This is a genomic window from Amycolatopsis tolypomycina (genome assembly GCF_900105945.1).
GTDB classification, from domain to species: domain Bacteria; phylum Actinomycetota; class Actinomycetes; order Mycobacteriales; family Pseudonocardiaceae; genus Amycolatopsis; species Amycolatopsis tolypomycina.
Genome location: NZ_FNSO01000004.1, coordinates 6,824,064 through 6,846,645 on the forward strand (window position 1 = coordinate 6,824,064; position 22,582 = coordinate 6,846,645).

The 22,582-nt window shown below is 72.8% G+C and carries 21 protein-coding genes; 10 read left to right on the forward strand and 11 right to left on the reverse strand.

What is annotated here, in order from left to right:
- Positions 1-33: 33 nt before the first annotated feature.
- Both BLW76_RS40960 and BLW76_RS40965 read right to left on the reverse strand, forming a co-directional pair.
- Positions 34-1,302, reverse strand: a complete 1,269-nt coding sequence (locus tag BLW76_RS40960) for an aminotransferase family protein (RefSeq protein ID WP_091317477.1) — start codon at positions 1,300-1,302, stop codon at positions 34-36.
- Between the two features lie 33 nt (positions 1,303-1,335).
- Positions 1,336-2,517, reverse strand: a complete 1,182-nt coding sequence (locus BLW76_RS40965; RefSeq protein ID WP_091317478.1) for a CaiB/BaiF CoA transferase family protein — start codon at positions 2,515-2,517, stop codon at positions 1,336-1,338.
- A 173-nt stretch (positions 2,518-2,690) separates the two neighbouring features.
- On the opposite strand from BLW76_RS40965, the gene BLW76_RS40970 reads away from it, so the two are divergent.
- Positions 2,691-4,610 carry an NPCBM/NEW2 domain-containing protein gene (locus BLW76_RS40970; RefSeq protein WP_091317480.1) on the forward strand — a complete coding sequence of 640 codons (1,920 nt, stop codon included), beginning with the start codon at positions 2,691-2,693 and terminating at the stop codon, positions 4,608-4,610.
- On the opposite strand, the gene BLW76_RS40975 is transcribed toward BLW76_RS40970, so the two are convergent.
- On the reverse strand, positions 4,600-5,586 hold the full coding sequence (locus BLW76_RS40975; protein ID WP_091317482.1) for an ArsR/SmtB family transcription factor: 987 nt from the start codon (positions 5,584-5,586) through the stop codon (positions 4,600-4,602). The two genes, BLW76_RS40970 and BLW76_RS40975, sit on opposite strands and share 11 nt — an antisense overlap.
- Positions 5,587-5,672: 86 nt before the next feature.
- Here BLW76_RS40975 and BLW76_RS40980 point away from each other — a divergent pair, with 86 nt between their 5' ends.
- Positions 5,673-5,921, forward strand: coding sequence for a hypothetical protein (locus BLW76_RS40980; protein ID WP_244170554.1), 249 nt, complete (start codon positions 5,673-5,675; stop codon positions 5,919-5,921).
- Here the strand turns inward: BLW76_RS40980 and BLW76_RS40985 are convergent.
- The 6 genes from BLW76_RS40985 to BLW76_RS41010 all read right to left on the reverse strand — a co-directional run bounded on the left by BLW76_RS40985 (position 5,875) and on the right by BLW76_RS41010 (position 13,926).
- Complete coding sequence (locus BLW76_RS40985; protein ID WP_091317485.1) at positions 5,875-6,588, reverse strand: GntR family transcriptional regulator; 714 nt, start codon at positions 6,586-6,588, stop codon at positions 5,875-5,877. The genes BLW76_RS40980 and BLW76_RS40985 overlap by 47 nt on opposite strands.
- A 4-nt stretch (positions 6,589-6,592) precedes the next feature.
- Positions 6,593-7,372, reverse strand: coding sequence for an SDR family NAD(P)-dependent oxidoreductase (locus BLW76_RS40990; protein ID WP_167384893.1), 780 nt, complete (start codon positions 7,370-7,372; stop codon positions 6,593-6,595).
- A 2-nt stretch (positions 7,373-7,374) separates the two neighbouring features.
- Complete coding sequence (locus BLW76_RS40995; protein ID WP_091317488.1) at positions 7,375-9,072, reverse strand: hydantoinase B/oxoprolinase family protein; 1,698 nt, start codon at positions 9,070-9,072, stop codon at positions 7,375-7,377.
- Positions 9,069-11,087 carry a hydantoinase/oxoprolinase family protein gene (locus BLW76_RS41000; RefSeq protein WP_091317490.1) on the reverse strand — a complete coding sequence of 673 codons (2,019 nt, stop codon included), beginning with the start codon at positions 11,085-11,087 and terminating at the stop codon, positions 9,069-9,071. Before BLW76_RS41000 ends, BLW76_RS40995 begins: the two co-directional genes overlap by 4 nt.
- Positions 11,084-12,679 carry a thiamine pyrophosphate-binding protein gene (locus BLW76_RS41005; protein WP_091317492.1) on the reverse strand — a complete coding sequence of 532 codons (1,596 nt, stop codon included), beginning with the start codon at positions 12,677-12,679 and terminating at the stop codon, positions 11,084-11,086. The genes BLW76_RS41000 and BLW76_RS41005 overlap by 4 nt, the downstream gene beginning before the upstream one ends.
- 71 nt (positions 12,680-12,750) lie before the next feature.
- Positions 12,751-13,926 carry an NAD(P)/FAD-dependent oxidoreductase gene (locus tag BLW76_RS41010; protein ID WP_091317494.1) on the reverse strand — a complete coding sequence of 392 codons (1,176 nt, stop codon included), beginning with the start codon at positions 13,924-13,926 and terminating at the stop codon, positions 12,751-12,753.
- An 80-nt stretch (positions 13,927-14,006) separates the two neighbouring features.
- Here BLW76_RS41010 and BLW76_RS41015 point away from each other — a divergent pair, with 80 nt between their 5' ends.
- From BLW76_RS41015 to BLW76_RS41050, 8 genes are all read left to right on the forward strand, one after another.
- A complete protein-coding gene (locus tag BLW76_RS41015) occupies positions 14,007-15,371 on the forward strand; it encodes a WS/DGAT/MGAT family O-acyltransferase (protein ID WP_091317496.1) in 1,365 nt (454 codons plus the stop codon).
- Positions 15,372-15,498: 127 nt separating this feature from the next.
- Positions 15,499-15,585, forward strand: coding sequence for a pyrroloquinoline quinone precursor peptide PqqA (gene pqqA, locus BLW76_RS41020; protein WP_043776987.1), 87 nt, complete (start codon positions 15,499-15,501; stop codon positions 15,583-15,585).
- 3 nt (positions 15,586-15,588) lie between these two features.
- A complete protein-coding gene (pqqC, locus tag BLW76_RS41025; RefSeq protein ID WP_091317498.1) occupies positions 15,589-16,278 on the forward strand; it encodes a pyrroloquinoline-quinone synthase PqqC in 690 nt (229 codons plus the stop codon).
- Positions 16,275-16,541, forward strand: coding sequence for a pyrroloquinoline quinone biosynthesis peptide chaperone PqqD (gene pqqD, locus BLW76_RS41030; protein WP_091317499.1), 267 nt, complete (start codon positions 16,275-16,277; stop codon positions 16,539-16,541). Before pqqC ends, pqqD begins: the two co-directional genes overlap by 4 nt.
- A complete protein-coding gene (pqqE, locus tag BLW76_RS41035; protein ID WP_091317502.1) occupies positions 16,532-17,596 on the forward strand; it encodes a pyrroloquinoline quinone biosynthesis protein PqqE in 1,065 nt (354 codons plus the stop codon). The genes pqqD and pqqE overlap by 10 nt, the downstream gene beginning before the upstream one ends.
- Positions 17,593-18,411: a pyrroloquinoline quinone biosynthesis protein PqqB gene (pqqB, locus tag BLW76_RS41040; RefSeq protein WP_091317503.1), complete on the forward strand. Its 819-nt coding sequence runs from the start codon at positions 17,593-17,595 to the stop codon at positions 18,409-18,411. Before pqqE ends, pqqB begins: the two co-directional genes overlap by 4 nt.
- 43 nt (positions 18,412-18,454) lie before the next feature.
- Entirely contained in the window at positions 18,455-18,964 is a 510-nt protein-coding gene (locus tag BLW76_RS41045; protein ID WP_091317504.1) for a helix-turn-helix domain-containing protein, read from the forward strand.
- Complete coding sequence (locus tag BLW76_RS41050) at positions 18,961-20,184, forward strand: MFS transporter (RefSeq protein ID WP_091317505.1); 1,224 nt, start codon at positions 18,961-18,963, stop codon at positions 20,182-20,184. Before BLW76_RS41045 ends, BLW76_RS41050 begins: the two co-directional genes overlap by 4 nt.
- Positions 20,185-20,196: 12 nt before the next feature.
- Here BLW76_RS41050 and BLW76_RS41055 read toward each other — a convergent pair whose 3' ends face one another.
- Both BLW76_RS41055 and BLW76_RS41060 read right to left on the reverse strand, forming a co-directional pair.
- Positions 20,197-21,579 carry an amidase gene (locus BLW76_RS41055; RefSeq protein ID WP_091317507.1) on the reverse strand — a complete coding sequence of 461 codons (1,383 nt, stop codon included), beginning with the start codon at positions 21,577-21,579 and terminating at the stop codon, positions 20,197-20,199.
- The gene (locus BLW76_RS41060; RefSeq protein WP_091317509.1) at positions 21,576-22,574 is read right to left on the reverse strand and encodes a D-2-hydroxyacid dehydrogenase; all 999 of its coding nucleotides are present in this window, start codon (positions 22,572-22,574) and stop codon (positions 21,576-21,578) included. The genes BLW76_RS41055 and BLW76_RS41060 overlap by 4 nt, the downstream gene beginning before the upstream one ends.
- Positions 22,575-22,582 lie beyond the last annotated feature (8 nt).

Genomic DNA, 22,582 nt, shown 5'->3' on the forward strand with positions numbered 1-22,582 from the left:
ACGTCCGACGTCAGGAAAGAGTCGTTCATGACGTCACACCTGCGCCGCCAGGCGGTCCAACGCCTTCGGCAGGGCCGTCGCCAGCAGGTCCAGCTCCGGCTCCGCCGCCACCAGCGGGGGCGACACCGCCACCCCGCGTCCGAGGTTCCGCACGATCACGCCCTCGTCGCGGCACGCCCGCTGCAGCTTCACCGGCGCTCCCGGGTCCGCGTCCACCACCTCCGGTGTCAGCTCCACCGCCGCCAGGAAGCCCAGCCCGGCTCGGACCTCGGCGACCAACGTGTGCCCGCGGACCGAAGACACCGCGTCCGCCAGGGGTTTCTCCAGCTCTCGTCCGCGCGGGATCAGGCCTTCGCGCTCGTAGATGTCCAACGTCGCCAGGCCGGCCGCGCACGCCACCGGGTGACCCGCGTACGTCGGGCCGTGGCGGAAGATCGGGGCTCCCGGCTTGCCCGTGAAGAACGGCGAGGCCACCTCGGGCGCCACCACCAGCGCGCCCAGCGGGATCGTGCCACCCGTGATGCCCTTCGCCGTCGTGATCATGTCCGGGCGCACCGGCCAGCGGTCGATGCCGAACCACGTGCCCAGCCTGCCCCACGCCGCGATCACGCAGTCCGCCACGAACAGCACCTCGTGCCGGCGGCAGATCGCCGCCACCTCCTCGAGGTAGCCGTCCGGAGGCAACAACACTCCGCCCGCGCCGATCACCGGCTCGCAGAAGAACGCCGCGACGCGGGACGCACCGACGCGCGCGATCTCCGCCTCCAGCGCCGCCGCGTCGTCGTACGCGACGTGGGAAAACGACGGGGGCTGGGGGCCGACGCCCGCCGCGTTCGCCGGGATGCCGCCCACCGCCGTGCCGAAACCGTGCGTTCCGTGGTAGCCCTGGGCCCGGCCGATCACGTGGACCTTCTCCGGACGGCCGGTCTGCGCGAAGTACGCCCTGGCCAGCTTCACCGCCGTGTCGACGACGTCACCGCCGCCCGAACCGAAGAACACCTTCGAGCCCGGCTCCGGCGCCAGCGCCGCGACGCGGTCGGCCAGCTCGACCGCCGGGCGGTTCGCGTTGTAGCCGAACAGGTTCCACGAGTCCAGCTCCCCCAGCTGACGGGAAACCGCTTCGGTGATCTCGGGACGGCCGTGGCCGAAGTTCGCGTACCAGAGCGACGCCGTCGCGTCGAAGTACCGGCGGCCCGCGTCGTCCCAGACGTACGAGCCCTCGCCTCGGGTGATGACCATCCGGTCGCCGTCGACCGCGCCCATGTCGGCGAACGGGTGCCACAGGGCGTGCTGTGCTGACATCGGTCCTCCTCGCTCCTGCCCCCATCCCTACCATCAGTCCAGGAACTGCGCGATCTCTTCCGGCGAGTACCCCAGCTCGGCCAGCACCTCCTCGGTGTGCTGGCCCAGGGTCGGCGGGGCGGACGTCGGCCGGGCCGGGGTGTCCGACGCCTTCACCGGGAAGCCCGTGCCCACGTACGTCCCCACCGTCGGGTGCGGCAGCCGCACCACCTGCTCGCGCGCCGCCGCCCACGGGTCGGCGTAGACGTCGTCGAGCTCGTTGACCGGGGCCGCCGGGATGCCCGCCGCGTCGAACGCCGCCATCCACTCCGCCGCCGTGCACGTCAGGAGCACCGGCTCCAGGAGCTCGTTCAACGACGAGCGGTGCTCAGCGCGAAGAGCGTTCGACGAGAACCGCGGGTCGGTGGCGATGTCCAGGCCGAGCACGCCGCAGAACGCGTGCCACAGCTTCTCGCTGCCCACCGCGATGACCAGCCAGCCGTCAGCCACGTGGTAGCCCTGGTACGGGACGATGCTCGGGTGCGCCGAGCCCATCCGCCGCGGGCGTGGCGCGTCGTGGAACACCGCGCCCGCCGCATACACGTGCCAGGCCAGCTGACTGTCCAAAAGGGACACGTCGAGGTACTGCCCGCGGCCCGTGGTGTGCCGGGCCTGCAACGCCATCAGCACGCCGATGATCGCCCACGTCCCCGCGTTCAGGTCCGCGACCGGCAGCCCGACCTTCGCCGGCGCGCCGTCGGGCTCGCCCGTCAGCGACATCACGCCGCCGAGGGCCTGTGCCACCAGGTCGTAGCCCGCGCGGTCGCGGTACGGGCCGGTCTGCCCGAACCCGGTGATCGACACGTGGATCAGCCGCGGGTTCAGCGCCGACAACACCTCGTACCCGATGCCCCACTTCTCCAGCGTCCCCGGCCGGAAGTTCTCGACCAGGACGTCGGCGTCCGCGACCAGCCGCCGCAGGGCTTCCCGGCCGCGGCCGCTCTTGAGGTCGAGCACGATCCCGCGCTTGTTCCGGTTCGCCGCCAGGTAGTAGACGGCCTCGTCGCCGACGAACGGCGGTCCCCAGCCGCGGGTGTCGTCGCCGTGGCCCGGCGGCTCGACCTTGACGACGTCCGCGCCCATTTCGCCGAGGTACTGGGTGCAGTACGGCCCGGCCAGGATGCGGGAGAGGTCGACGACCTTGATCCCGTCCAGCGGGCGGACAGCGGGGGGCATCGGCGGCTCCTCGGCAGGCTCGGCGTTCGATCCTTTCTACCTGGCACCGCTCGGGAATTCACGCACCGCGCGCCCATCCCGGCCACCCGCCCGGAGGCGGCATTTCTCCCCTCATGCCGGGTTCGTCCCCACGCCACCCTGGAGATCTTGTCCGCAGTCCCGGGGAGGGAACCATGCGACGGTTCGGGGTCCTGCTGCTCACTCTTCTCAGCTTCGGCACGGCGGTCGCCGTGCCCGCGGCCGCCGACGAGCCGGTCATCGCCGCGACGCCACCCATGGGGATCTCGTGGTCCCGCGGCTGGAACCAGTGCCCGCGCATCGACGACGCCAAGGTCCGCGCGGCGGCCGACATGCTGGTCACCAGCGGCCTGAAGGACGCGGGCTACACCTACGTCAACATCGCGGGGTGCTGGGCAGCGAAGACGCGCGCCGCCGACGGCAGGCTCGTGCCCGATCCCGTCAAGTACCCGGACCTGCCGGGGCTCATCGCGTACGTCCACGCCCGCGGCCTGAAGTTCGGGCTGTACAGCGGCACCGGCGCGCTCGTCTGCGGCGGCGCGATGCCCGGCTCCCGCGACCGCGAGGAACTGGACGCGCAAACGTTCGCGGCCTGGGGCGTCGACTACCTGGACTACGACACGTGCGGCGGCGAGAACGGCGTCGCGGCGGCGGTCAAGAAGATGAGCGACGCGCTCAAGGCCACCGGCCGGCCGATCACGCTCGCCGTGGTCAACACCTTCTCGGGGAACTACCGCTCGTGGGAGTGGGCACCCGGCGCGGGGGCGCACACGTGGCAGCTCAACACCGACCTCCCGGACAACTTCCCGTCCGTGATGCAGGCCGTGGACAAGCAGATCCCGCTCGCCGGCCACACCGGCCCCGGCGGCTGGAGCGACCCCGGCTACCTCAACTTCAGCATCGTCGACCCGTGGGTGCGGCGCGCCCAGTTCTCGTTGTGGGCGCTGCTGAACGCGCCGCTCGTGCCGAACGAGGCGTTCCCGCTGGACACGATCGGCAACCGGGACGTGATCGCGGTCGACCAGGACTGGTCGGGCACCCCGGGCCGCAAGATCCGCGACCTCGGCGACGCCGAAATCTGGGCGAAGCCGATGTCCGACGGCTCGGTCGCCGTGCTCCTGCTGAACCGCGGCCCGGTCGCCCGGACGATCGCGTTCGACCTGGCGGAATCCGGGGTCACGGCGGCGTCCGCCTACCGGGTCCGCGACCTGTGGGCCGGCACCGAACTGACCAGCACCGGCACGCTGCGCACGTCCGCGCGCGCCAGTTCCGGGACGTTCCTCCGCGTGTGGCCGGGTCAGCCCGCCCCCGCCGAGCCGCTGGTGACGCTGGGCGTGGACCTGCCCGAGGGGTTCCTGGCCGGCCAGGCGGTGCCGGGCACCGTGACGCTGACCAACGACGGCGACACCCCGATCACCGACGCGCGGTACGCGATCACCGTGCCGTCCGGCTGGGAGCTGGACGGCCCCGCGCAGGTCGACGTCCCGCGGGTCTCCCCCGGCAGCACGGTGACGCGGGAGATCACGCTGCGGCCGACGGCGGCCCCCGCGGCGAAGGTCCTGGTCGGGGTGAGCGGCGGCTACACGAGCGAGTTCGGCCCGCGGACCGCGGCGGGCTCCGCCGAGGCACCGCTGGTGACCGCGCCGGGCACCGGGACGACGTACCTGAGCACCCGGCCGTGGCTGTACTCGGAAAACGGGCTCGGCCCGGTGGAACGCGGCAGCGTGGCCAACGGACGGGCGATGTCCGTCGGTGGCGTCGGCTACCAGCCGAACAGCGGGATCGGCGTGCACGCGCCGTCGGTGATCCGGCTGTACCTCGGCGGGGCGTGCAAGTCGTTCACGACCCAGTACGGCGTCGACGACGTGTCGGGCCCGGCGGCGACGGTGGCGTTCCGGGTGCTGGGCGACGGCCGGGAGCTGTTCGCCACGGGGGTCGTCGGGCGCGGCACGAGGCCGCAGAAGCTGACCGTGCCGGTCACCGGCGTGCAGCAGCTGGCCATCGCGGTCGACGACGGCGGCGACGGCTCGGCGGAGGAGTACGCGGACTGGATCGCGCCGTACGTCAGCTGCTGAGGGCTCCTTCGAGGAGCGCGACGGCCTGGGCGGTCCGCCGGTAGAGCACGTACCGGCCGTCCCGCACCTTGCTGACCAGGCCCGCCCGGTGCAACGCGGTCAGGTGGTAGGAGACGGTGCCCGGGCTGTACCCGGTCCGGGTGGCCAGCTCCGCGGTCGACCGCGGCGGCTCGAGGTCGGCCAGCAGCGCCGCCCGGGCCGCGCCGACGACCGGCGCGATCCGGCCCGGCCGCCGGTCGGCGCCCGTGCCGACGCCGTGCGCCGGGTAGCAGAGGACGACCTGGCCGGGGACGTCGATCTGGATGCTGGTGCCCGGCCAGCTGAGCACGCCCGGGGCGAGCACCAGTTCCCGGCCGGAGACGTCGGCCTCGCCGTCGAACGGCTTGACGACCGTGATCGCGTCGCCGGCCCAGCCGATCGTCGGGTGCAGGCCGCCGAGCACGCCGCCGACGCCGTGGCGGGCGATGGCCTGCGCGCGGTGGGTGATGTCCCGGTCGAGGACCGCCTGCAGGCCCGCCCAGTCCTCGGCCAGCGCTTCGCGCCAGAACCGGGCCAGGCCGTTGGCCAGCCGCCCGGGCATCGACCCCGACTCCACGCTCCGCCGGGCCGCGGCCGGCAGCGGCCGGGTCCAGTGGGCCTGCGTGTAGGCGAGCACCTGGGTCTCGATCTCGTCCTGGGTGGTCGCCTCGATCCGCGCGAGCTGCTCGTCGAACAGGTCACGCGGGCGGGTGGCGGTGCCCGGCTGCGGGGTGAGCAGGTCGGGCGTGTAGACCTCGCCGGGGCGCGGCAGCAGGTCGAGGAGCAGGGCGACGTCGGGGTGGCCGAGCGTAGAGCGGGCGAGCGGGCCTGGATCGCCGAACACCGGGTGCCTGCCCGCGTCGGCGGCCAGCTTCAGCCAGGCGAGGGACTCCGCCGCCAGCGACGGGGAAAACCGTGTCCTGGCCACAGTCTCGGCGTCCACCCGCAGCTTGAACACTTCACCGACGGTAGCAGCCGGGACGGCGGATTTGAACCGGCTCGAATCCTTTCCCGTGGCGGGTTGCCGCACGGTTGAGTGAGCTGGTGAGCTTCCGACGTGCGAGAACAGCCGCCGCCGTGGCCGCCGTGCTGCTCGCCGCGGCACCGGCAGGCCCGGCCCGCGCCGCCGAGCCGGCCGCGCCCGGCTACCGCGCGTGTTCCGTCCTCCGCACGGTCACCCGGCTCGGCTGGGCACCCGGCCGCGACGGGCGGTACCACCCCGTCACGGTCCGCCGGACGTACGCGGTCACCGTGGTGTTCCCGGCGGACCGCTTCCCGGCGCCGGCGCACTGAGTTCGAGCAGCCGGGCTTCGGCGTCGCGCAGGTAGCGGTCCAGCGCGGCCTCCGCGGCGTCGAACCGGCCGCGGCGCAGGTCGCGCAGGATCCGCTCGTGGCAGTCCAGGAATGGCTCGTAGAACTCGCGCGTGTTCTCGTTGAGCACGAAGAACAAGCGCGTTTCGGCGAGCACCTGGCGCATCGTCGCGGACAGGCGCTCGCTGCCTGCCAGGTCCGCGAGCGCCTGGTGGAAGTGGATGCTCGCGGTGCCGACCGACGGCCAGTCCTCGGCCCCCGCCGCCGCCCGGCCGTCGTGCAGCGCTTTCTCCACCGGCGCGAGGTCCACTGTGGACAGCTCGGCGGCCCGGCGCAGTGCCCCGCATTCGGTGGCGCGGCGCACGACGTAGAGGTCCGCGATGTCCGTCGTCGTCAGCTCGCGCACGAACACGCCGCGGTTGAGCTCGTGCACGGCCAGCCGCTCGTGGGCCAGCAGCTGGAACGACTCGCGCAGCGTGTTGCGCGAGACGCCGAGCGCCGAGCTGATCACCGGCTCGGACAGCCGTTCACCGGGGGCGAAGACGCCGTCGGTGATGTACTGGCGCAGGATCGCCGCGACCCGCTCGGCCGTGCCGCTGCGCTCGAGCAGGTGCCGCGCGCTCTCCAGCCCCGAGGCATCGACGGTCACGGCACTACCTGACGCCGAGTTCGAAGTCGAGGCTGTACCGGTTGCCCGGCATCGCGCCCGCGGCTTTCGCGCCGTCGATCGGCAGCACGACGCCGTTGACGAACCGCGACTCGTCGCTCGCCAGGAACACCACGGCCTTCGCGACCTCCCAGGCCTCGCCGACGCGCGCGGCGGGCGTGCTCGCGACCAGCTGGTGCTGCTTGGTCTCGAACTCTTCCGGCGAGTTGAGCGTGCTGCGCAGCATGTCGGTGTCGATCGCGCCCGGGTTGACCGTGTTGGCGCGGATGCCCTGGTGCGCGTGCGCGACGGCGATCGACTTCGTCAGCCCGACCAGCGCGTGCTTGGTGGCGTTGTAGACCGGGTCGCCGGGGCGGCCCATCACGCCGCCGTTCGACGACGTCGTGATGATGCTGCCGGACTTCTGCTCGATCATGTGCGGCAGCACGGCACGGGTGCCGAGGAAGGCGGCCCGCACGTTGAGCGCGAAGATGTGGTCGAAGTCGGCCAGCGTCGTGTCCACGAGGGACTTTCCGAGGTGGATGCCGACGTTGTTGAACAGCACGTCGATGCGGCCTGCCTCGGCGATGACGCCGTCGACGAACGCGCCGACCTGCGCCTCGTCCGTGGCGTCCACAATGGAGTACCCGGGTATCTCCTCGACGGGCTCGCGGATGTCGGAGGCGAAGACCGTCGCGCCTTCGGCGAGGAACTCCTTCACCGTGGCGAGGCCGATGCCCCGCGCGCCGCCGAAGACGACCGCAACCTTGCCGGCCAACCGACCCATGTTCACTGCCCCGCTCTCAGTCGTGCTGTCTGCTCTTCGTCCACCACGTAGTCCTCCGGCAGCCGGACGAGCGCGTCCGGGTCACCGAGGTACCGCACTTCGACGCCGTACACCTCGCGCGCCGCCGTCACCGAGACATAGCCATCGACGACGTCGGCGAGCACCGCCGCCACCGGCCGCTCGGCCGGCGGCCCGTACCCGCCGCCGCCGGGCAGCGTGACGTCCACGACGGCCTCCGCGGCCAGCGGCACCCGGCTCTTCGCGGGCAGGTCCGCCCCACCGCGCAGGCCGAAGCGTCCCGGCGCGCCGGGTTCACCGCCGTCCACCCCGGACGCGGCGGCGCGGACGCGGTCCACGTTCCCGTTGACGCTCCAGGTAGGCACGCCGAGTGCGCCCATCGTGGTCACCTGTCCGAGGCCGCCGCGGAACCGGCCCGCGCCGCCGGAGTCCACGCGCAGCGCGCGGGCGTGCTGGACCAGCGGCGCCATGGTCTCGATGACCTCGGTCGGCGTCGACCGCAGCCCGCTCGGGAACCCGGTCGTGGACAGGCCGTCCTGGTCCACCCGCGCGCCCATCCCGCCGGTCTGGAAGACGTTCAGCATGAAGCCGGGCCCGCGCCAGATGGTCATCCAGAGCGCGTCCGCGCTCGGCGCGATCGCCGTCCGGGGCAACGCGCCGATCAGCAGCGACGGCAGGAAGTGCCCGATCAGGTGCCGGGACGCGACTGGGGCCGGCGGCAGGCAGTTCAGCACCGAGCCTTCGGGCGCGGTGACGTGCACCGGCCGGAACGACCCGGCGTTGTGCGGCACCTCCGGCGAGATCGCGGCCTTGACGGCGAACGACGCGTACGCCCGCGTGTAGTTGAGCACCACGTTGATCCCGCGACGGCTCTGCGGCGAGGAGCCCGCGAAGTCGAGGTGGATTTCGTCGCCGGCCACCGTGGCCGTGACGCGCAGGACGATCTCCTCGTCTTCGAAGCCGTCGGTGCCGATCTCGTTGGTGTACGTGCCGTCCGGGAGTTTCCGCAGCGCGTCGCGCAGTGCCAGCTCCGAACGGTCCATGATCTCGGCGGCGACTGCGTCGAGGCTGTCGAGGCCGAGCTCGTCCAGCAGCCGCAGCAGGCTCGCCGCGCCGACCTCGTTGCCGGTGACCTGCGCGTACAGGTCGCCGACGGTCTCCTCCGGCGTCCGGACGTTCGCCCGGATCAGCCGCTCCAGGTCCGTGTTGACCTCGCCAGCGCGGAGGAACTTCATGATCGGCAGGCGCAGGCCCTCTTCGAAGACCTCGTGGGCCTCGGCGGACACCAGCCGCCCGCCGATGTCCGGCGCGTGGCAGCAGGACGCGAACCACGCGACCAGCCGGCCGCCGCGGAACACCGGCGTCGCCACCGTGATGTCGTTGATCTGCCCCGCCGTCTGCCACGGGTCGTTGGTGAGCAGCACGTCCCCGGGTTCGAGGGTCTCCGGCGGGTGGGCCGCGACGAAGTGGTGCATGCCGGTCGCCATCGCGTTGATGTGTCCGGGCGTGCCCCCGACGGACTGGCCGATCATCTCGCCGCGCGAGTCGAACACCGCGCAGGCGAGGTCGAGCGACTCGCGGACGACCGCGGAAAAGGCCGTGTTGACCAGCGCGTTCTGCTGTTCGGCGAGGATCGAGTGGAGGCGGTTGCCGAACAGCCCGGCCAGGATCGGATCGCTCACACCGTCACCTCCAGCGCCCCGTCCTCCCGGACGACGCAGTGCGCGCCGGGCGGGACGACCACAGTGGACTCGCGTTCCTCCACGATGGCCGGTCCGTCGACGCGGCTGCCCGGCGCCAGCCGGTACCGGTCGAACACCGCCGTGTCGACAAATCCACCAGTCGCCGGGAACCAGGCCTTGCGGGTGCCCTTGCGCGCCTCGCCCGCGGGCTGCACGGGAAGCCGCAGTGTCACGGACGGCTTCGGCCCGCTGGACACCACTCGCCAGTTCAGCACCTCGACGCCGACCTCGGGCCCGGTGCGCCGGTAGAGCGCGCGGTAGGTGCGGGTGAACTCGTCGATCAGGCTTTCCGGCCAGGGGCCGTCGTGGACCGGGACGCGGATCTCGTAGCCCTGCCCGGCGTACCGCATCTCGGCGACGCGGCGGTGCGTCACGTCGTCCACGCCGGACTTGGCGAGCAGCGCCGCGCCTTCGGCCTCCATCTCGGCGAACAGCGCGTCGACCTGCGCCCACTCGAGGTCGTGGACGGCCGCGCGCGCCGAGCGCACGAAGTCGAACGCCAGCGGCGCGGTGAGGAACCCGGCCGCGCTCAGCACCCCGGCGGCGGGCGGCGCGACCACCGACGGCGCCCCGAGCGCCCGCGCGACGCCGGCGCCGTGCACCGGGCCCGCCCCGCCGAAGGTGTACATCGGCAGCTTCGCCGGGTCGTGCCCGCGCTCGACGGCGTGGACCCGGGCCGCGTTGGCCATGTCTTCGTTGACGCTGGTGTGGATGCCCCACGCGGCTTCTTCGACACTCACGCCGAGCGGAGCGGCGATCCTTTCGGAGAGCACTGCTCTCGCCGCGTCGGTGTCCAGGCGCATGCTGCCGCCGAGGAAGTAGCCCGGGTCGAGGTAGCCGAGGACGAGGTCGGCGTCGGTGACCGTGGGCTCGGTGCCGCCGCGGCCGTAGCAGACCGGGCCGGGTTCGGACCCCGCCGAGTCGGGGCCGACGGTGAGCAGGCCCAGCGCGTCGATCCGGGCGATCGACCCGCCGCCGACGCCGATCTCGATCATGTCGGTGACCGGCACCCGCACCGGCAGCCCGGACCCGGGCAGCAGCCGGTACTTGCGGTCCACTTCGAACTCGTGCGTGACCAGCGGTGTGCCGCCGGCGATCAGGCACAGCTTGGCCGTGGTGCCGCCCATGTCGAAGGCGAGCAGCTCCGGCGGGCCCAGCTCCGCGGCCGCCAGCGCGCCGCCGGCCGGGCCGGACTCGAGGATCCGGATCGGGAACCGGGCCGCGGTGTCCACAGTGGCCAGTCCGCCGCTGGAGAGCATGATGTGCGGCGCGCGGGTGATCCCCAGCCGGCGCAGCCGCTGCTCGAGGTCGCGCAGGTACCGCTCGGTGCGGTCCTGGACGTAGACGTTGGCGACCGTGGTCGACGTCCGCTCGAACTCGCGGATCTCCGGGACGACGTCGGACGACAGCGCCACCCGCAGCGCGGGCGCGACCTCGGCGAGGATCTCGCCCGCCCGGCGTTCGTGCGCGGGATTGGTGAAGGAGTGCAGGAAACAGACGGCGACGGCCTCGATCCCCCGCGCGGCCAGCTCCCGGCCGAGGCGGGCGACGAACTCCTCGTCGAGTCCGGCGTGGACGGATCCGTCGGCGAGGATCCGCTCCGGGACGTCGAAGCGCAGGTGCCGCGGCACGAGCGGGGCGGGCAGCTCCAGGTGCAGGTCGTACAGCTCGTACCGGTGCTCGCGGCGCATCTCGAGGACGTCGCGGAAGCCGGCGGTCGCCAGCAGCGCGGTGCGCGAGCCCGTGCGTTCGATCAGGGCGTTCGTGACCAGCGTCGTCCCGTGCACCACCTGCTCGACGGCGCCGAGCCCGGGCAGCAGCGCGGCCAGGCCCTCCTCGACCGCACGGGCCGGCTCGTCGTGCGTGGTCAGGACCTTGTGGACGGCGACGATGCCGGTCTCGTCCACCGCGCAGAGGTCGGTGAACGTGCCGCCGATGTCGACGCCGATCCTCATGTCCGGTACCACCGCGGCGAGGTGTTCAGCGGCGGCTTCAGCTTCGCCTTGACGACCAGCACGTTCGGCTCGTCGGACTCGACGAACTCGCCGAGCAGCCGCCGGAACGCGCGCCCGAAGCCGGAGACACGGTCGGCGTGCACGCCGAACGACCGGGCGAGGCCGACGAAGTCCGGGCTGTCCCAGTCGACGCCGCGGTGCGGCAGGCCCTCGCGGTCCTGGTCGTAGCGCAGCATGCCGTACCCGCCGTCGTCGACCAGGACGACGGTGACCGGCAGCTGCTCCTGCGCGAGCGTCGCGAGGTCGCCGCAGCCGTAGAGGAAACCGCCGTCACCGGTGATGCAGATGGCCCGCCCGGTGCCGGCCGCCGCCGCGCCGAGCGACGCCGGGAAGCCGTAGCCGAGGGTGCCCCAGCCCATCGGGTAGGCGAGCTTGCGCGGCGCCCGCACCCGGTGGAAGCCGCCGACCCAGTAGCCGGCGACACACATGTCCGAGACGAGCACCGCGTCCGTGGGCAGCACCTCGTCCAAAGTGGACAAGAAGTCGTAGGCCTGCGGTTCTTCGTCGCGGATCCGCTGGCGCACCCGCCGTCCGATGCCGGCCAGCCGCAGCGTGATGTCGTCGAGCCCGTCCCGCTGCTTCGGCAGCAGCCGCTCGACGATCGAGCGCGCGTCGCCGACCAGCGTCAGGTCGGGCCGGTAGTTCTTGGCAGCGTCGTCGGCGTCGACGTTGACCGCGATCAGCTGGGGCGGCTTGGGCATCCGCCAGTTCTGCGTCATCAGGCCGTCGAAGTCGGTGCCGATGGCGAGCACGACGTCGGCCTCGTCCCACAGCTCGCCGACCTCCGGCGTGTGCACCGGGTTCGGCGCCAGGCACGGGTGGTCGAGCGGGAGCAGCCCGCGCGCGGCGAACGTGGTGATCACCGGCGCGGCGAGCTTCTCGGCGAGCGCGCCGATCGCGTCGCCGGCCCCCGACCGCAGCGCGCCGCCGCCGGCCCAGATCAGCGGGTGCTGTGCGTCGGACAGCATCGCCTCGGCGCGCGCGAGGTCGGGGACGTCGATGTCGGGCTTGCGGTGCGGGGCGGGCGGACGGCGGCGGGGCACCTGTTCGCGCAGGTAGTCGGTGGGCACGCCGAGGTAGACGGGGCCGCTCTGCGGCAGCTGCGCGAGCCGGGCGGCGCGGTGGACGGTGGTGCCGATCTGGTCGGGGGCCCGCACGGTGAAGCCGCCCTTGGTGACCGGTGCGAACATCGCCTGCTGGTCGGACGTCTCGTGCAGCACGCCGCGGACGACGCCGGGCCGCCGCAGCGTCGAGGGGATGTCGGTGGCGATCACCAGCACCGGGGCCGCGGACGCCATGGCTTCGCCGACCGCGCCGAGCGTGTTCGCCGCACCGGGACCGGTGGTGACCAGTGCGACGCCGAGCTTGCCGGTGGCGCGGGCGTAGCCGTCGGCGGCGTACCCGGCGGTCTGTTCGTGGCGAACGCCGACGAGCTTGATGCGGGTTTCACCGAGGGCCTCCCACAGTGGCAGGTTGTGCACCCCCGGAAGGCCGAAGACGATCTCCGTTCCGAGCGCTTCCAGCGCGTCCACCAGCTCCCGAGCACCACTCACAGCCACGGCCTGGATACTGCCAGATCGTTCAACGATCGGGCAATCAGGCCCTAGACGATGTTGTGCTCGGCGCTCGCCGCTCCCGCCGCGAACCGGCGGACGTCGAGCCCGGCGATGTCCACCGCCGGGCGTCGGCCCAGGTAGAGGTCCCGGATCAGCTCGCCGGTGGCCGGGCCCATCTGGAAGCCGTGGCCCGAGAAGCCGGTCGCGTAGAAGAACCGCGACAGCAGGACGCTTTCCCCGATGATCTGGTTGCGGTCCGGCGTCGTTTCGTACAGCCCGGCCCAGGCCGTCCGGATGCCGGCGTCGAGCACGGCGGGGATCCGGCGGCCCGCCAGCTCGGCCAGCCGCGGCAGCCACTCACCGGGTTCGTACCGGGTGTCGAAGCCCGGGACGCCGTCGCCGTCGGAGAACGACATCGCCAGACCGGGGCCTTCGCGGTGGAAGTAGAAGGCCGACGGCATCTCGATGGTGAGCGGAACCGCTTCCGGCAGCCCGGGCACCGGCCCGGTGAACACGACCTGCCGCCGGAACGGGCGCACCGGCAGGTCCAGCCCGGCCAGCTCGCCGATCCGGCCCGACCACGCGCCGGCCGCGCACACCACCGCGCCGGTCCGGACGAAGCCCGCCGTCGTGACCACGCCGGTCAGCACGTCGCCGTCACGCTCGATGCCGGTGACCTCGACGCCGGGCCGCAGCTTCGCGCCGTGCGCGCGGGCCGCCCGCGCGTAGCCCTGGACGACGGCGTCCGGCGTCGCCTTGGCGTCGTCCGGCGACCACAGCGCGGCCACGACGCCGTCGGTCTCGACGAGCGGGAGCACCTTCTTCGCTTCGCCCGGGTCGAGCAGCCGGCTGCGGACGCCGTGCTCGCACTGGAGCTCGGCGCAGCGTTCGAAGGCGGGAACGTCGGCGGGGTCGGTGACGAGGTAGAGGTAGCCGTCGCGGCGGAAGTCGATCTCGGTGCCGAAGTCACGCGAGAAAGCGCTGTACGCGGCCAGCCCGCGCAGGCCGAGCTCGACGTTCACGGGGCTGGTGAACGACGACCGGATGCCGCCCGCGGCCTTCGCCGTCGAGCCGCCGCCCAGCTCGCCGCGGTCGAGGAGCAGCACGTCGACCCCGGCTTCGGCGAGCCGGAACGCGCAGCTGACGCCGATGACGCCACCGCCGATCACGACGCATTCGGCCATCGGTGGCAAGGGCGTTTCCCCGGCGCCGCGGGCGGTCATACTCGCCAGAGTAGAACGTGATCCACCGGCGGCCCCCGAGCGCGTAGAGTCGGCGTGCCGAGCTCGAGAGGTGATGTCCCATGGCGATGATGCCCGTGACCGATTCGATGTTCCTCCTCGTCGAAACGCGCGAGCATCCGATGCACGTGGGCGGTCTGCAGCTGTTCAAGAAACCCGACGGCGCGGGCGACGAGTACCTGCGCGATGTCCGGAACAGCCTGCTCGAATCGGACAACATGCGGTCGGTGTTCCGGCGCCGCCCGGCCAGGCCGGTGAACACGATGGGCCACGTGGCCTGGGCGAACGACACCGAGCTGGAGCTCGACTACCACTTCCGGCACTCGGCGCTGCCGCGGCCGGGCCGGGTCCGGGAGCTGCTGGAGCTGACGTCCCGCTGGCACAGCACCCTGCTCGACCGGCACCGCCCGCTCTGGGAGACCCACCTCATCGAGGGGCTCGACGACGGCCGGTTCGCCGTCTACACGAAGGTGCACCACGCGCTGATGGACGGCGTCTCGGCGCTGCGCCAGCTGCAGGGCACGCTGTCGGACGACCCCACGGACATGGACTGCCCGCCGTGGTGGGGCACCCGGCGCGCGCCCGGCGGCGAGCGCGAGAAGCGCCCGCGGTCGCTGCTCGGGACGGCGCGGAAGACCGCCAACCAGCTCGCGAGCCTGGCGCCGGCCGCGATGAAGGTGGCGCGGGAGGCGTTCGGCGAGCACACCCTGACGCTGCCGGGGCAGGCGCCGAAGACGATGTTCAACGTGCCGATCGGCGGCGCGCGGCGGTTCGCGGCGCAGAAGTGGTCGCTGGACCGCGTCCGGCAGGTGGCGACGGCGGCCGGGGTGTCGCGCAACGACGTCGTGCTCGCGATGTGCTCGGGCGCGCTGCGGGACTACCTGATCGAACAGCGCGCGCTGCCGGACGCGCCACTGATCGCGATGGTGCCGGTGTCGCTGCGCCGCCAGAACGACCCCGGCGAAGCGGCGGGCAACAACATCGGCGCGCTGCTGTGCAACCTGGCCACCGACCTGCCCGACGCGGGCAAGCGGCTCGTCACGATCCACCAGTCGATGCGCAACGGCAAGCGGCTGTTCTCGGAGCTGACGCCGCTGCAGACGCTGCTGCTGTCGGCGGTGAACGTCGCCCAGCTCGGCGTCTCGCCGATCCCGGGCGTCGTCAAGAACACGCGGCCGCCGTTCAACCTGGTGATCTCGAACGTGCCCGGCCCGCGCAAGCAGATGTACTGGAACGGCGCCCAGCTCGACGGCATCTACCCGGCGTCGGTGCTGCTCGACGGCCAGGCCGTGAACATCACGCTGACGAGCAACGGCGACCACCTCGACTTCGGCGTCACCGGCTGCCGCCGGAGCGTCCCGCACCTGCAGCGGATCCTGACACACCTCGACACGGCCTTGGTGGAACTCGAAGCTGCGGTAAGGTAGCCCGCTCACCGGCACGCCTGCTCCCCCATCGGAAGGAAACTTTCCGAAAGCGGGGCGATAATGCTGTTCAGGCGGCTCTCCCCGCTCCTAGGGTGGCGACGATCACCCCCGGAGAGAGGAGCAGGGCATGACCGAGGAGTGGACGACCCCCGACTTCGTCGAGTACGAAACCCCGATGGAGGTCACCGCGTACGCGGCCCGCATGGCGGACTGACCGATGCCGGTCGAGCCACTCCCGGAAAGCGCATTCATCGAGGCGTTGCGCGGGCTTTCCGGCCGGTACTGGGGCACGCACCCGTTCCACCGCCGGCTGCACGCGGGCGAGCTCGACGAGCGCGCGCTGCGGATCTGGGCGGCGAACCGCTGGTACTACCAGTGCGTGCTGCCGCAGAAGGACGCGGCGATCATCAGCAACTGCCCGCTGCCGGAGATCCGCCGCCAGTGGCTCGACCGGATCGTCTACCACGACGGCGCGAGCGCCGGGACCGGCGGCATCGAACGCTGGCTGCGGCTCTGCACGGCGGTCGGGCTGTCCCGCGACGAGGTGCTCGACGAACGGCACGTCGCGCCCGGCGTCCGGTTCGCCGTGGACGCCTACGTGACCTTCGCGCGGACGAAACCGTGGCAGGAGGCCGTCGCCTCCGGGCTGACCGAGATGTTCGCCGGCCACCTGATGCAGCAGCGGGTGGCGGACATGCTCGCCCACTACGCGTGGATTTCCCCCGACGACCTCGCCTACTTCACCAACCGGATCGACAAGGTTTCCGGCGAAGGCAAGGACACGCTCGACATCGTGGTCCGCCACTGCGTCACGCGCGAGCAGCAGGAGCGCGCGATCGCGGCGCTGGCGTTCAAGTGCGACGTCCTGTGGTCGATGCTCGACGCGATCGAACGGGCGGCCGCGTGATCACCGCCGAGTCCGTGCCCCGGCTGCGCCGCGGCGTGCGGCTGTCCTTCGACCACGTCCGGGAGACGCACGTGCTGCTGTTCCCCGAAGGCGTCCTGGTGCCGAACGCCACGGCGGCGGCGGTGCTCGAACTCTGCGACGGCGCCCGGTCCGTCACCGAGATCACGACGGCGCTTTCGCGGCGCTACTCCGGCGTGGTCGCCCAAGACGTCCTCGCGGTCCTCTCCCGGCTGGGCGAACGGCGGGTCGTCGCATGGACGTGAGCCCGCCGCTGGGCCTGCTGGCCGAGCTGACCCACCGCTGTCCGCTGCACTGTCCCTACTGCTCGAACCCGGTGGAACTGACCGCGCGCGCCGCCGAGCTGTCCACTGAGGACTGGCTGTCGGTGTTCTCCCAGGCGCGCGAGCTCGGTGTGCTGCAGGTGCACCTGTCCGGTGGCGAGCCGTTGCTGCGGCCGGACCTGCCCGCGCTGGTTTCCCACGCCAGTGAGCTCGGGTGCTACGTCAACCTGGTCACTTCGGGGCTCGGCCTGACTTCTTCGCGGCTCGACGACCTCGTCGCGCGCGGGCTGGCGCACGTCCAGCTGTCGGCGCAAGGCGCGACCCGGGAGCGGGCCGACCTGCTGGCCGGCGCGAAGGCGCACGACCGGAAGCTGGCCGCGGCCGCGTTGGTGAAGGCAGCCGGGCTGCCGCTGTCGCTGAACGTGGTGCTGCACCGGCAAAACCACGACCAGCTGGCCGGGATCATCGAGCTGGCCGAGCGGATGGGCGCGGACCGGCTGGAGCTGGCGAACACGCAGTACTACGGCTGGGCGCTGCGCAACCGGGACGCGCTGATGCCGACGGCCGCGCAGCTGGCCGCCGCCGAGCCGGTGGTGCGCGCGGCGATCGACCGGCTGCGCGGCACGATGGAGATCGTCTACGTCGTCGCCGACTACCACGAGCCGTACCCGAAGCCGTGCATGTACGGCTGGGGCGCGCGGCAGCTGACGGTGGCGCCGGACGGGACCGTGCTGCCGTGCCCGGCGGCGTCGGCGATCTCGACGCTTTCGCTGTCTTCGGTGCGGGACACCCCTTTGGCGGAGATCTGGTACCAGTCGTCGTCGTTCAACGCCTACCGCGGCGAGGAGTGGATGACCGAGCCGTGCCGCACGTGCGACCGCCGCGGCCTCGACTTCGGCGGCTGCCGCTGCCAGGCGTTCCTGCTCACCGGCGACGCCGCGGCGACCGATCCGGTGTGCTCGCGCTCGCCGCGGCGGTCCGTGGTCGATCTGGTCTTGTCCCGTCCCGGTGTTTCCGACCTGGTGATGCGCCGGTGAAGGTGATCCTGCTGGGCACCGCGGCGGGCGGCGGGTGTCCACAGTGGAACTGCGCGTGCTTTTTGTGCACGGCGGACCTGCCGCCGCGCACCCAGGACTGCGTCGCGATCAGCGCGGACGGCGCCGGCTGGTACCTGCTGAACTGTTCACCGGACATCCGGGCGCAGATCCTCGGGACGCCGGAGCTGCGGGCCGGGCCGGGGCCGCGGGAGATCCCGCTGCGCGGGGTGCTGCTGACGGACGCCGAACTGGACCACACGCTCGGCCTGCTGATGCTGCGCGAGTCGGGCGGGCTCCCGGTGTGCGCGCCGCCGGCGGTGCGGTCGCCGGTGTTTTCCCTTGTGGACAGTTACGGCAGCTGGGCCTGGTCGTCCCGGGCGGACATCCCGGGCCTGCGGGTCGAGATGCTGCCGGTGAGCGACAAGCGGCCGAAGTACGCAGCGTCCGATTCTCCCGGGCCGTGGGTGGTCGCGTACCGGATCACGGACCCGGCGACGGGCGGGGTGCTGGTGTACGCGCCGTGCCTGCGGAGCTGGCCGGCCGGGTTCGACGAGTTCGTGGCGGACGCTTCGCTCGTGCTGCTCGACGGGACGTTCTTCGCGCCGGACGAGATGGCCGGGGTGGGCGGCCCGGACCAGCTCGCGATGGGCCACCTGCCGATCACGGCGAGCCTGCCCCGGGTGGCCGGGCGGCCGTGGGCGTTCACCCACGTGAACAACACGAACCCGGCACTGGACCCGGCGTCCCCCGAGCACGCCGCGGTGCTGGCCGCGGGGGCGTCGCTGCCGCCGGACGGGACGCGCTACACGCTGTGAGAACCCCCAAATAACTCTTTGACAGTGCTGCTTGACTTGGCTCATGCCCCACGACCACCTCCGGGTACTGGCCCACCCGCTGCGCCTGCGCATCCTGTCGTTGCTGACGGGAGCGGCCCTGAGTGCGGCCGAGGCGGCCCGCGAACTCGGCGAGACGCAGGCCAACGTCAGCTACCACATCCGCCGCCTGCACGACGCGGGCCTGCTGGAGGTCGCGGAGGAGGTCCGGATCCGCGGCGGCCGGGCCAAGCGCTACCGCCACGAGCCGGACTCGGGCAAGCACCTGACGACCCGCGCCCCGGGCGAGGAGAAGCTCCTGACGAAGGCGATCGCGAACGAGCTGCTGCGGCGCGCGGAGGCGCGGGTCGCCGAGCGTCCGGCGTCGTTGACGGACGCGGAGCTGTGGGTGGACCCGCAGTTGTGGGCGCGGCTGCTGGAGAAGGCGACGGAGCTGAGCGAGGAGCTGCACGCGGCGGCCCGGCCGCCACGGACGCCGGGCACGGTGCGGGTCAGCGCGAGCGTGGCGCTGTTCGAGCTGGGGAGCGCTTCGTGACCAGCCCACTCCTCGCCCCGCTGCGGGAAGCCCGGTTCCGCGCCCTCGTCGCCGGGCGGAGCCTGGGCGACTTCGGCAACGCCGTGGCGCCCTTCGCGCTCGCCTTCGCCGTCGTCGACCTCACCGGGTCCGCCGTCGACCTCGGGATCGTCGTCGGGGCCCGGTCGATCGCCAACGTTCTCCTGCTCCTCTTCGGCGGCATGCTCGCCGACCGGCTGCCGCGGTCGGTCATCCTGCAGGGCACTGAAACCGCCGCCGCGCTCACGCAGGGCGCCATCGCCGCGAGTGTCCTCTGTGGATTCGCCTCGGTCCCGCTGCTGGCCGGGCTCGGGATCGTCAACGGCGCCGTCTCGGCCATCTCGCTGCCCGCCGCCGCCTCGCTCACGCCGTCGACCGTTCCGTCGTCCTTGCTCGCCCAGGCGAACGCCCTGGTCCGGCTGCTGTCCAACGTCGGCCGCATCGCCGGGGCCGGGGTGGCCGGGGTGCTCGTCGCCTTCGCCGGGTCCGGGTGGGCGCTCGCCGGGAACGCCCTGCTGTTCCTCGCCGCCGCGCTGGCGTACCGGCGGATCCGGCTGCCGCGCGGCGACCGCGCCTCCGGCAGCCGTCCGCTGGCCGAACTCGCCGACGGCTGGCGGGAGTTCCGCTCCCGGTCGTGGGTGTGGCTCGTGGTGCTGCAGTTCATGATCGTCAACGCGGTGAACTCGGGCGCGCTGCTGGTGATCGGCCCGCTCGTCGCCGACGACACCTTCGGCCGCAGCGGCTGGGGGCTCGCGCTGGCCGTGCAGACCGCCGGTTCGCTGCTCGGCGGCATCCTCGCCGCCCACTGGCAACCGCGGCGGCTGCTGCTCTTCGGCGTCGCGCTGATCCTGCTCGACGCGCTGCCGATCTTCGCACTCGGGCAGACGCCGTACCTGCTGCCGCTGCTGGCCGCGATGTTCCTGTCCGGCGTCGCGATCGAGCAGTTCTCCGTCGCGTGGGACGTGTCGCTGCAGGAGAACATCCCGCCGGACAAGCTCGCCCGCGTCTACTCCTACGACATGCTCGGCTCGTTCGTCGCGATGCCGCTCGGCCAGATCAGCGCGGGCCCGCTGGCCGAACACGCCGGACGGCAGGCGACGCTCCTGGGCGGCGCGGCCCTGGTGTTCGGGGCGACGGCGCTCGTGCTGTGCAGCCCGCAGGTGCGCGGGCTCGTCCGCCGGGAGCCGGCCGGCACGGCCTGAGCCACGTGTGCGTCAGGCGGGCGCCCAGGGCCGTACTTCCTCCAGCAGCTTCGCGACGGCCAGCACGAGGTCGTCGGAGTGCCGCGGCCCGACGATCTGCAGGCCGACCGGCAGCCCCGCCGCCGTGCGCCCGGCCGGCACGCTGATCGCCGGCTGCTGGGTCAGGTTGAACGGGTACGTGAACGGCGTCCACTCCGGCCACTCGCTCAGCCCACTGCCCGGCGGCACGTCGTGGCCCGCCTCGAACGCCGCGATCGGGATGGTCGGCGTGATCAGCACGTCGTAGCGCGTGTGGAACTCGCCCATCAGGATGCCCAGCGCGGCCCGCTCGGCCGTCGCGTCGAGGTAGTCGCCCGCCGTCCACGTCCGGCCGAGCTCCCAGACCTTGCGCAGGCCGGGGTCGGTCCGCTGCTCGGACCCCGGCGGGAACGTGTCCAGCAGCTTCGCCGCACCCGATGACCACAGGACGTCGAACGCCGGTTTCGGGTCGGCGAACCCGGGGTCGGTCTCCTCGACGTGCAGGCCGGCGTCGCCCAGGGCGCGGACCGCCTCGGCGACGATCGCGGCCACCTCGGGGTCGACGTCGACGTAGCCGAGCGTCGGCGAGAACGCGGCGATCAGGCCGCGCACGTCCCGCCGGACGGCCTCGCGGAACGACCCCGTCGGCGGCGCCAGCGCGGCCGGGTCCCGGTGGTCGGGCAGCGAAAGCACGTCCAGCAGCAACGCCGTGTCGTCCACCGACCGCGCCATCGGGCCGGCGTGCGAGAGCGGGCCGAACGGGCTCGCCGGGTAGAGCGGGATCCGGCCGTGGGTCGGTTTCAGCCCGACGATGCCGCAGAACGACGCCGGGATCCGCACCGAGCCGCCGCCGTCGGTGCCGACCGACAGCTCGCCCATCCCGGCCGCGACGGCCGCGGCGCTGCCGCCGCTCGACCCACCCGCCGTCTTCGCCGGGTCGGCCGGGTTGCGCGTGACGCCGCACAGCGGGCTGTCGGTGACGCCCTTCCAGCCGATCTCGGGCGTGGTCGTCTTGCCCAGCAGCACCAGGCCCGCCTCGCGCATCCGCGCGGCGACCGGGCTGTCGACGTCCCACGGCTGGTCCGGGCTGATGCTCCGCGAGCCCCGCACGGTCGGCCAGCCCTGGGTGAGGAACATGTCCTTGATCGACGACGGCACGCCGTCGAGCCACCCGATCGGGTTGCCGTCGCGCCAGCGGACCTCCGACGCCTTGGCCTGCTCCAGCGCGCGGTCGGCGTCGACGAGGCAGAAGGCGTTGCACTCGCCGTCCCGGGCGTCGATGGCCTGCAGCGCGTTCTCCGTCGCCTCGACCGGCGAAAGCTCACCGGTCGCGTAGGCGGCGACGAGCTCGCTGGCGGTCAGCATCCTGTCGTTCATCCGGCTCCCTGGTTCCCCGACGGCACGTACCCGAGCGTCTTGTCGACGACATTGCGCAGCGGCTCCCCAGCGCGCCAGCGGCGGAAGTTTTCGGTGAAGACCTCGACGAGCGTGTTGCGCCAGCCGACGAAGTCGCCGGACATGTGCGGCGAGACCAGCACGTCCGGCAGCGTCCACAGCGGGCTGTCGGCCGGCAGCGGCTCGGTGTCGAAGACGTCGAGCGCGGCCCCGGCGATGGTCTTGTCTTCCAGCGCTTCGATGAGATCCGACGTCACCACCAGCTCGCCCCGGCCCACGTTGACGAACCGCGCCGACGGCTTCATCGCGGCGAACGCGCGCGCGTCGAACAGGCCCTTCGTGTGCTCGGTCAGCGGCGCGACCGCGACGACGTAGTCGGCGTGCGGCAGGACCTCGGTCAGCCGCGCGGACTCGTGCACCACGCCGAAGTCGGGGTCGCCGGTGCGCTCCCGGCGGCCGGCGCCGCGCACCCGCATCCCGGCCGCGCGCAGCAGCCGCGCGATGGCCCGGCCGATCGGCCCGGTGCCGACGACCAGCACCTCGCGCCCGGCGATCCGCTCGCTCTCGCGGTGCAGCCAGCGGCCTTCGCGCTGCAGGTTGTGCGAGCGCGCGAAGTCCTTCGCGAAGGCGAGCACCACGCCCAGCACGTACTCCGCGATGGCGTCGTCGAAGACGCCCCGCGAGTTCGTCAGGACGACGTCGCTCTCGACCAGCCCGGGGAACAGCACGGGGTCGACGCCCGCGCTGGCGATGTGCAGCCAGCGCAGCCGGTCGGCGGCGTGCCACGCTCGGGGGACGGCGGTCGACAGGAAGTCGTAGACGAAGAGGGCGTCCGCTCCGGACAACGCTTCGGCAAGGCCCGCCGCGTCCGTGTAACGCACGACCGCCCCGGATTCGACAGCACGCATGTCCGGTGGGCGGGACTCGCCGCAGAGCACTGCCAGGACGGGGAGTTCCCGGTGTTCCGAGGCGATCACGTTGACAC

Bases quoted from the DNA above. Each gene is read 5' to 3' on its own strand.
- BLW76_RS40960 (WP_091317477.1), bottom strand. From the start codon at position 1,302: ATGTCAGCACAGCACGCCCTGTGGCACCCGTTCGCCGACATGGGCGCG.
- BLW76_RS40965 (WP_091317478.1), bottom strand. From the start codon at position 2,517: ATGCCCCCCGCTGTCCGCCCGCTGGACGGGATCAAGGTCGTCGACCTC.
- BLW76_RS40970 (WP_091317480.1), top strand. From the start codon at position 2,691: ATGCGACGGTTCGGGGTCCTGCTGCTCACTCTTCTCAGCTTCGGCACG.
- BLW76_RS40990 (WP_167384893.1), bottom strand. From the start codon at position 7,372: ATGGGTCGGTTGGCCGGCAAGGTTGCGGTCGTCTTCGGCGGCGCGCGG.
- BLW76_RS41000 (WP_091317490.1), bottom strand. From the start codon at position 11,087: ATGAGGATCGGCGTCGACATCGGCGGCACGTTCACCGACCTCTGCGCG.
- BLW76_RS41010 (WP_091317494.1), bottom strand. From the start codon at position 13,926: ATGACCGCCCGCGGCGCCGGGGAAACGCCCTTGCCACCGATGGCCGAA.
- BLW76_RS41015 (WP_091317496.1), top strand. From the start codon at position 14,007: ATGGCGATGATGCCCGTGACCGATTCGATGTTCCTCCTCGTCGAAACG.
- pqqA (WP_043776987.1), top strand. From the start codon at position 15,499: ATGACCGAGGAGTGGACGACCCCCGACTTCGTCGAGTACGAAACCCCG.
- pqqC (WP_091317498.1), top strand. From the start codon at position 15,589: ATGCCGGTCGAGCCACTCCCGGAAAGCGCATTCATCGAGGCGTTGCGC.
- pqqE (WP_091317502.1), top strand. From the start codon at position 16,532: ATGGACGTGAGCCCGCCGCTGGGCCTGCTGGCCGAGCTGACCCACCGC.
- BLW76_RS41045 (WP_091317504.1), top strand. From the start codon at position 18,455: ATGCCCCACGACCACCTCCGGGTACTGGCCCACCCGCTGCGCCTGCGC.
- BLW76_RS41055 (WP_091317507.1), bottom strand. From the start codon at position 21,579: ATGAACGACAGGATGCTGACCGCCAGCGAGCTCGTCGCCGCCTACGCG.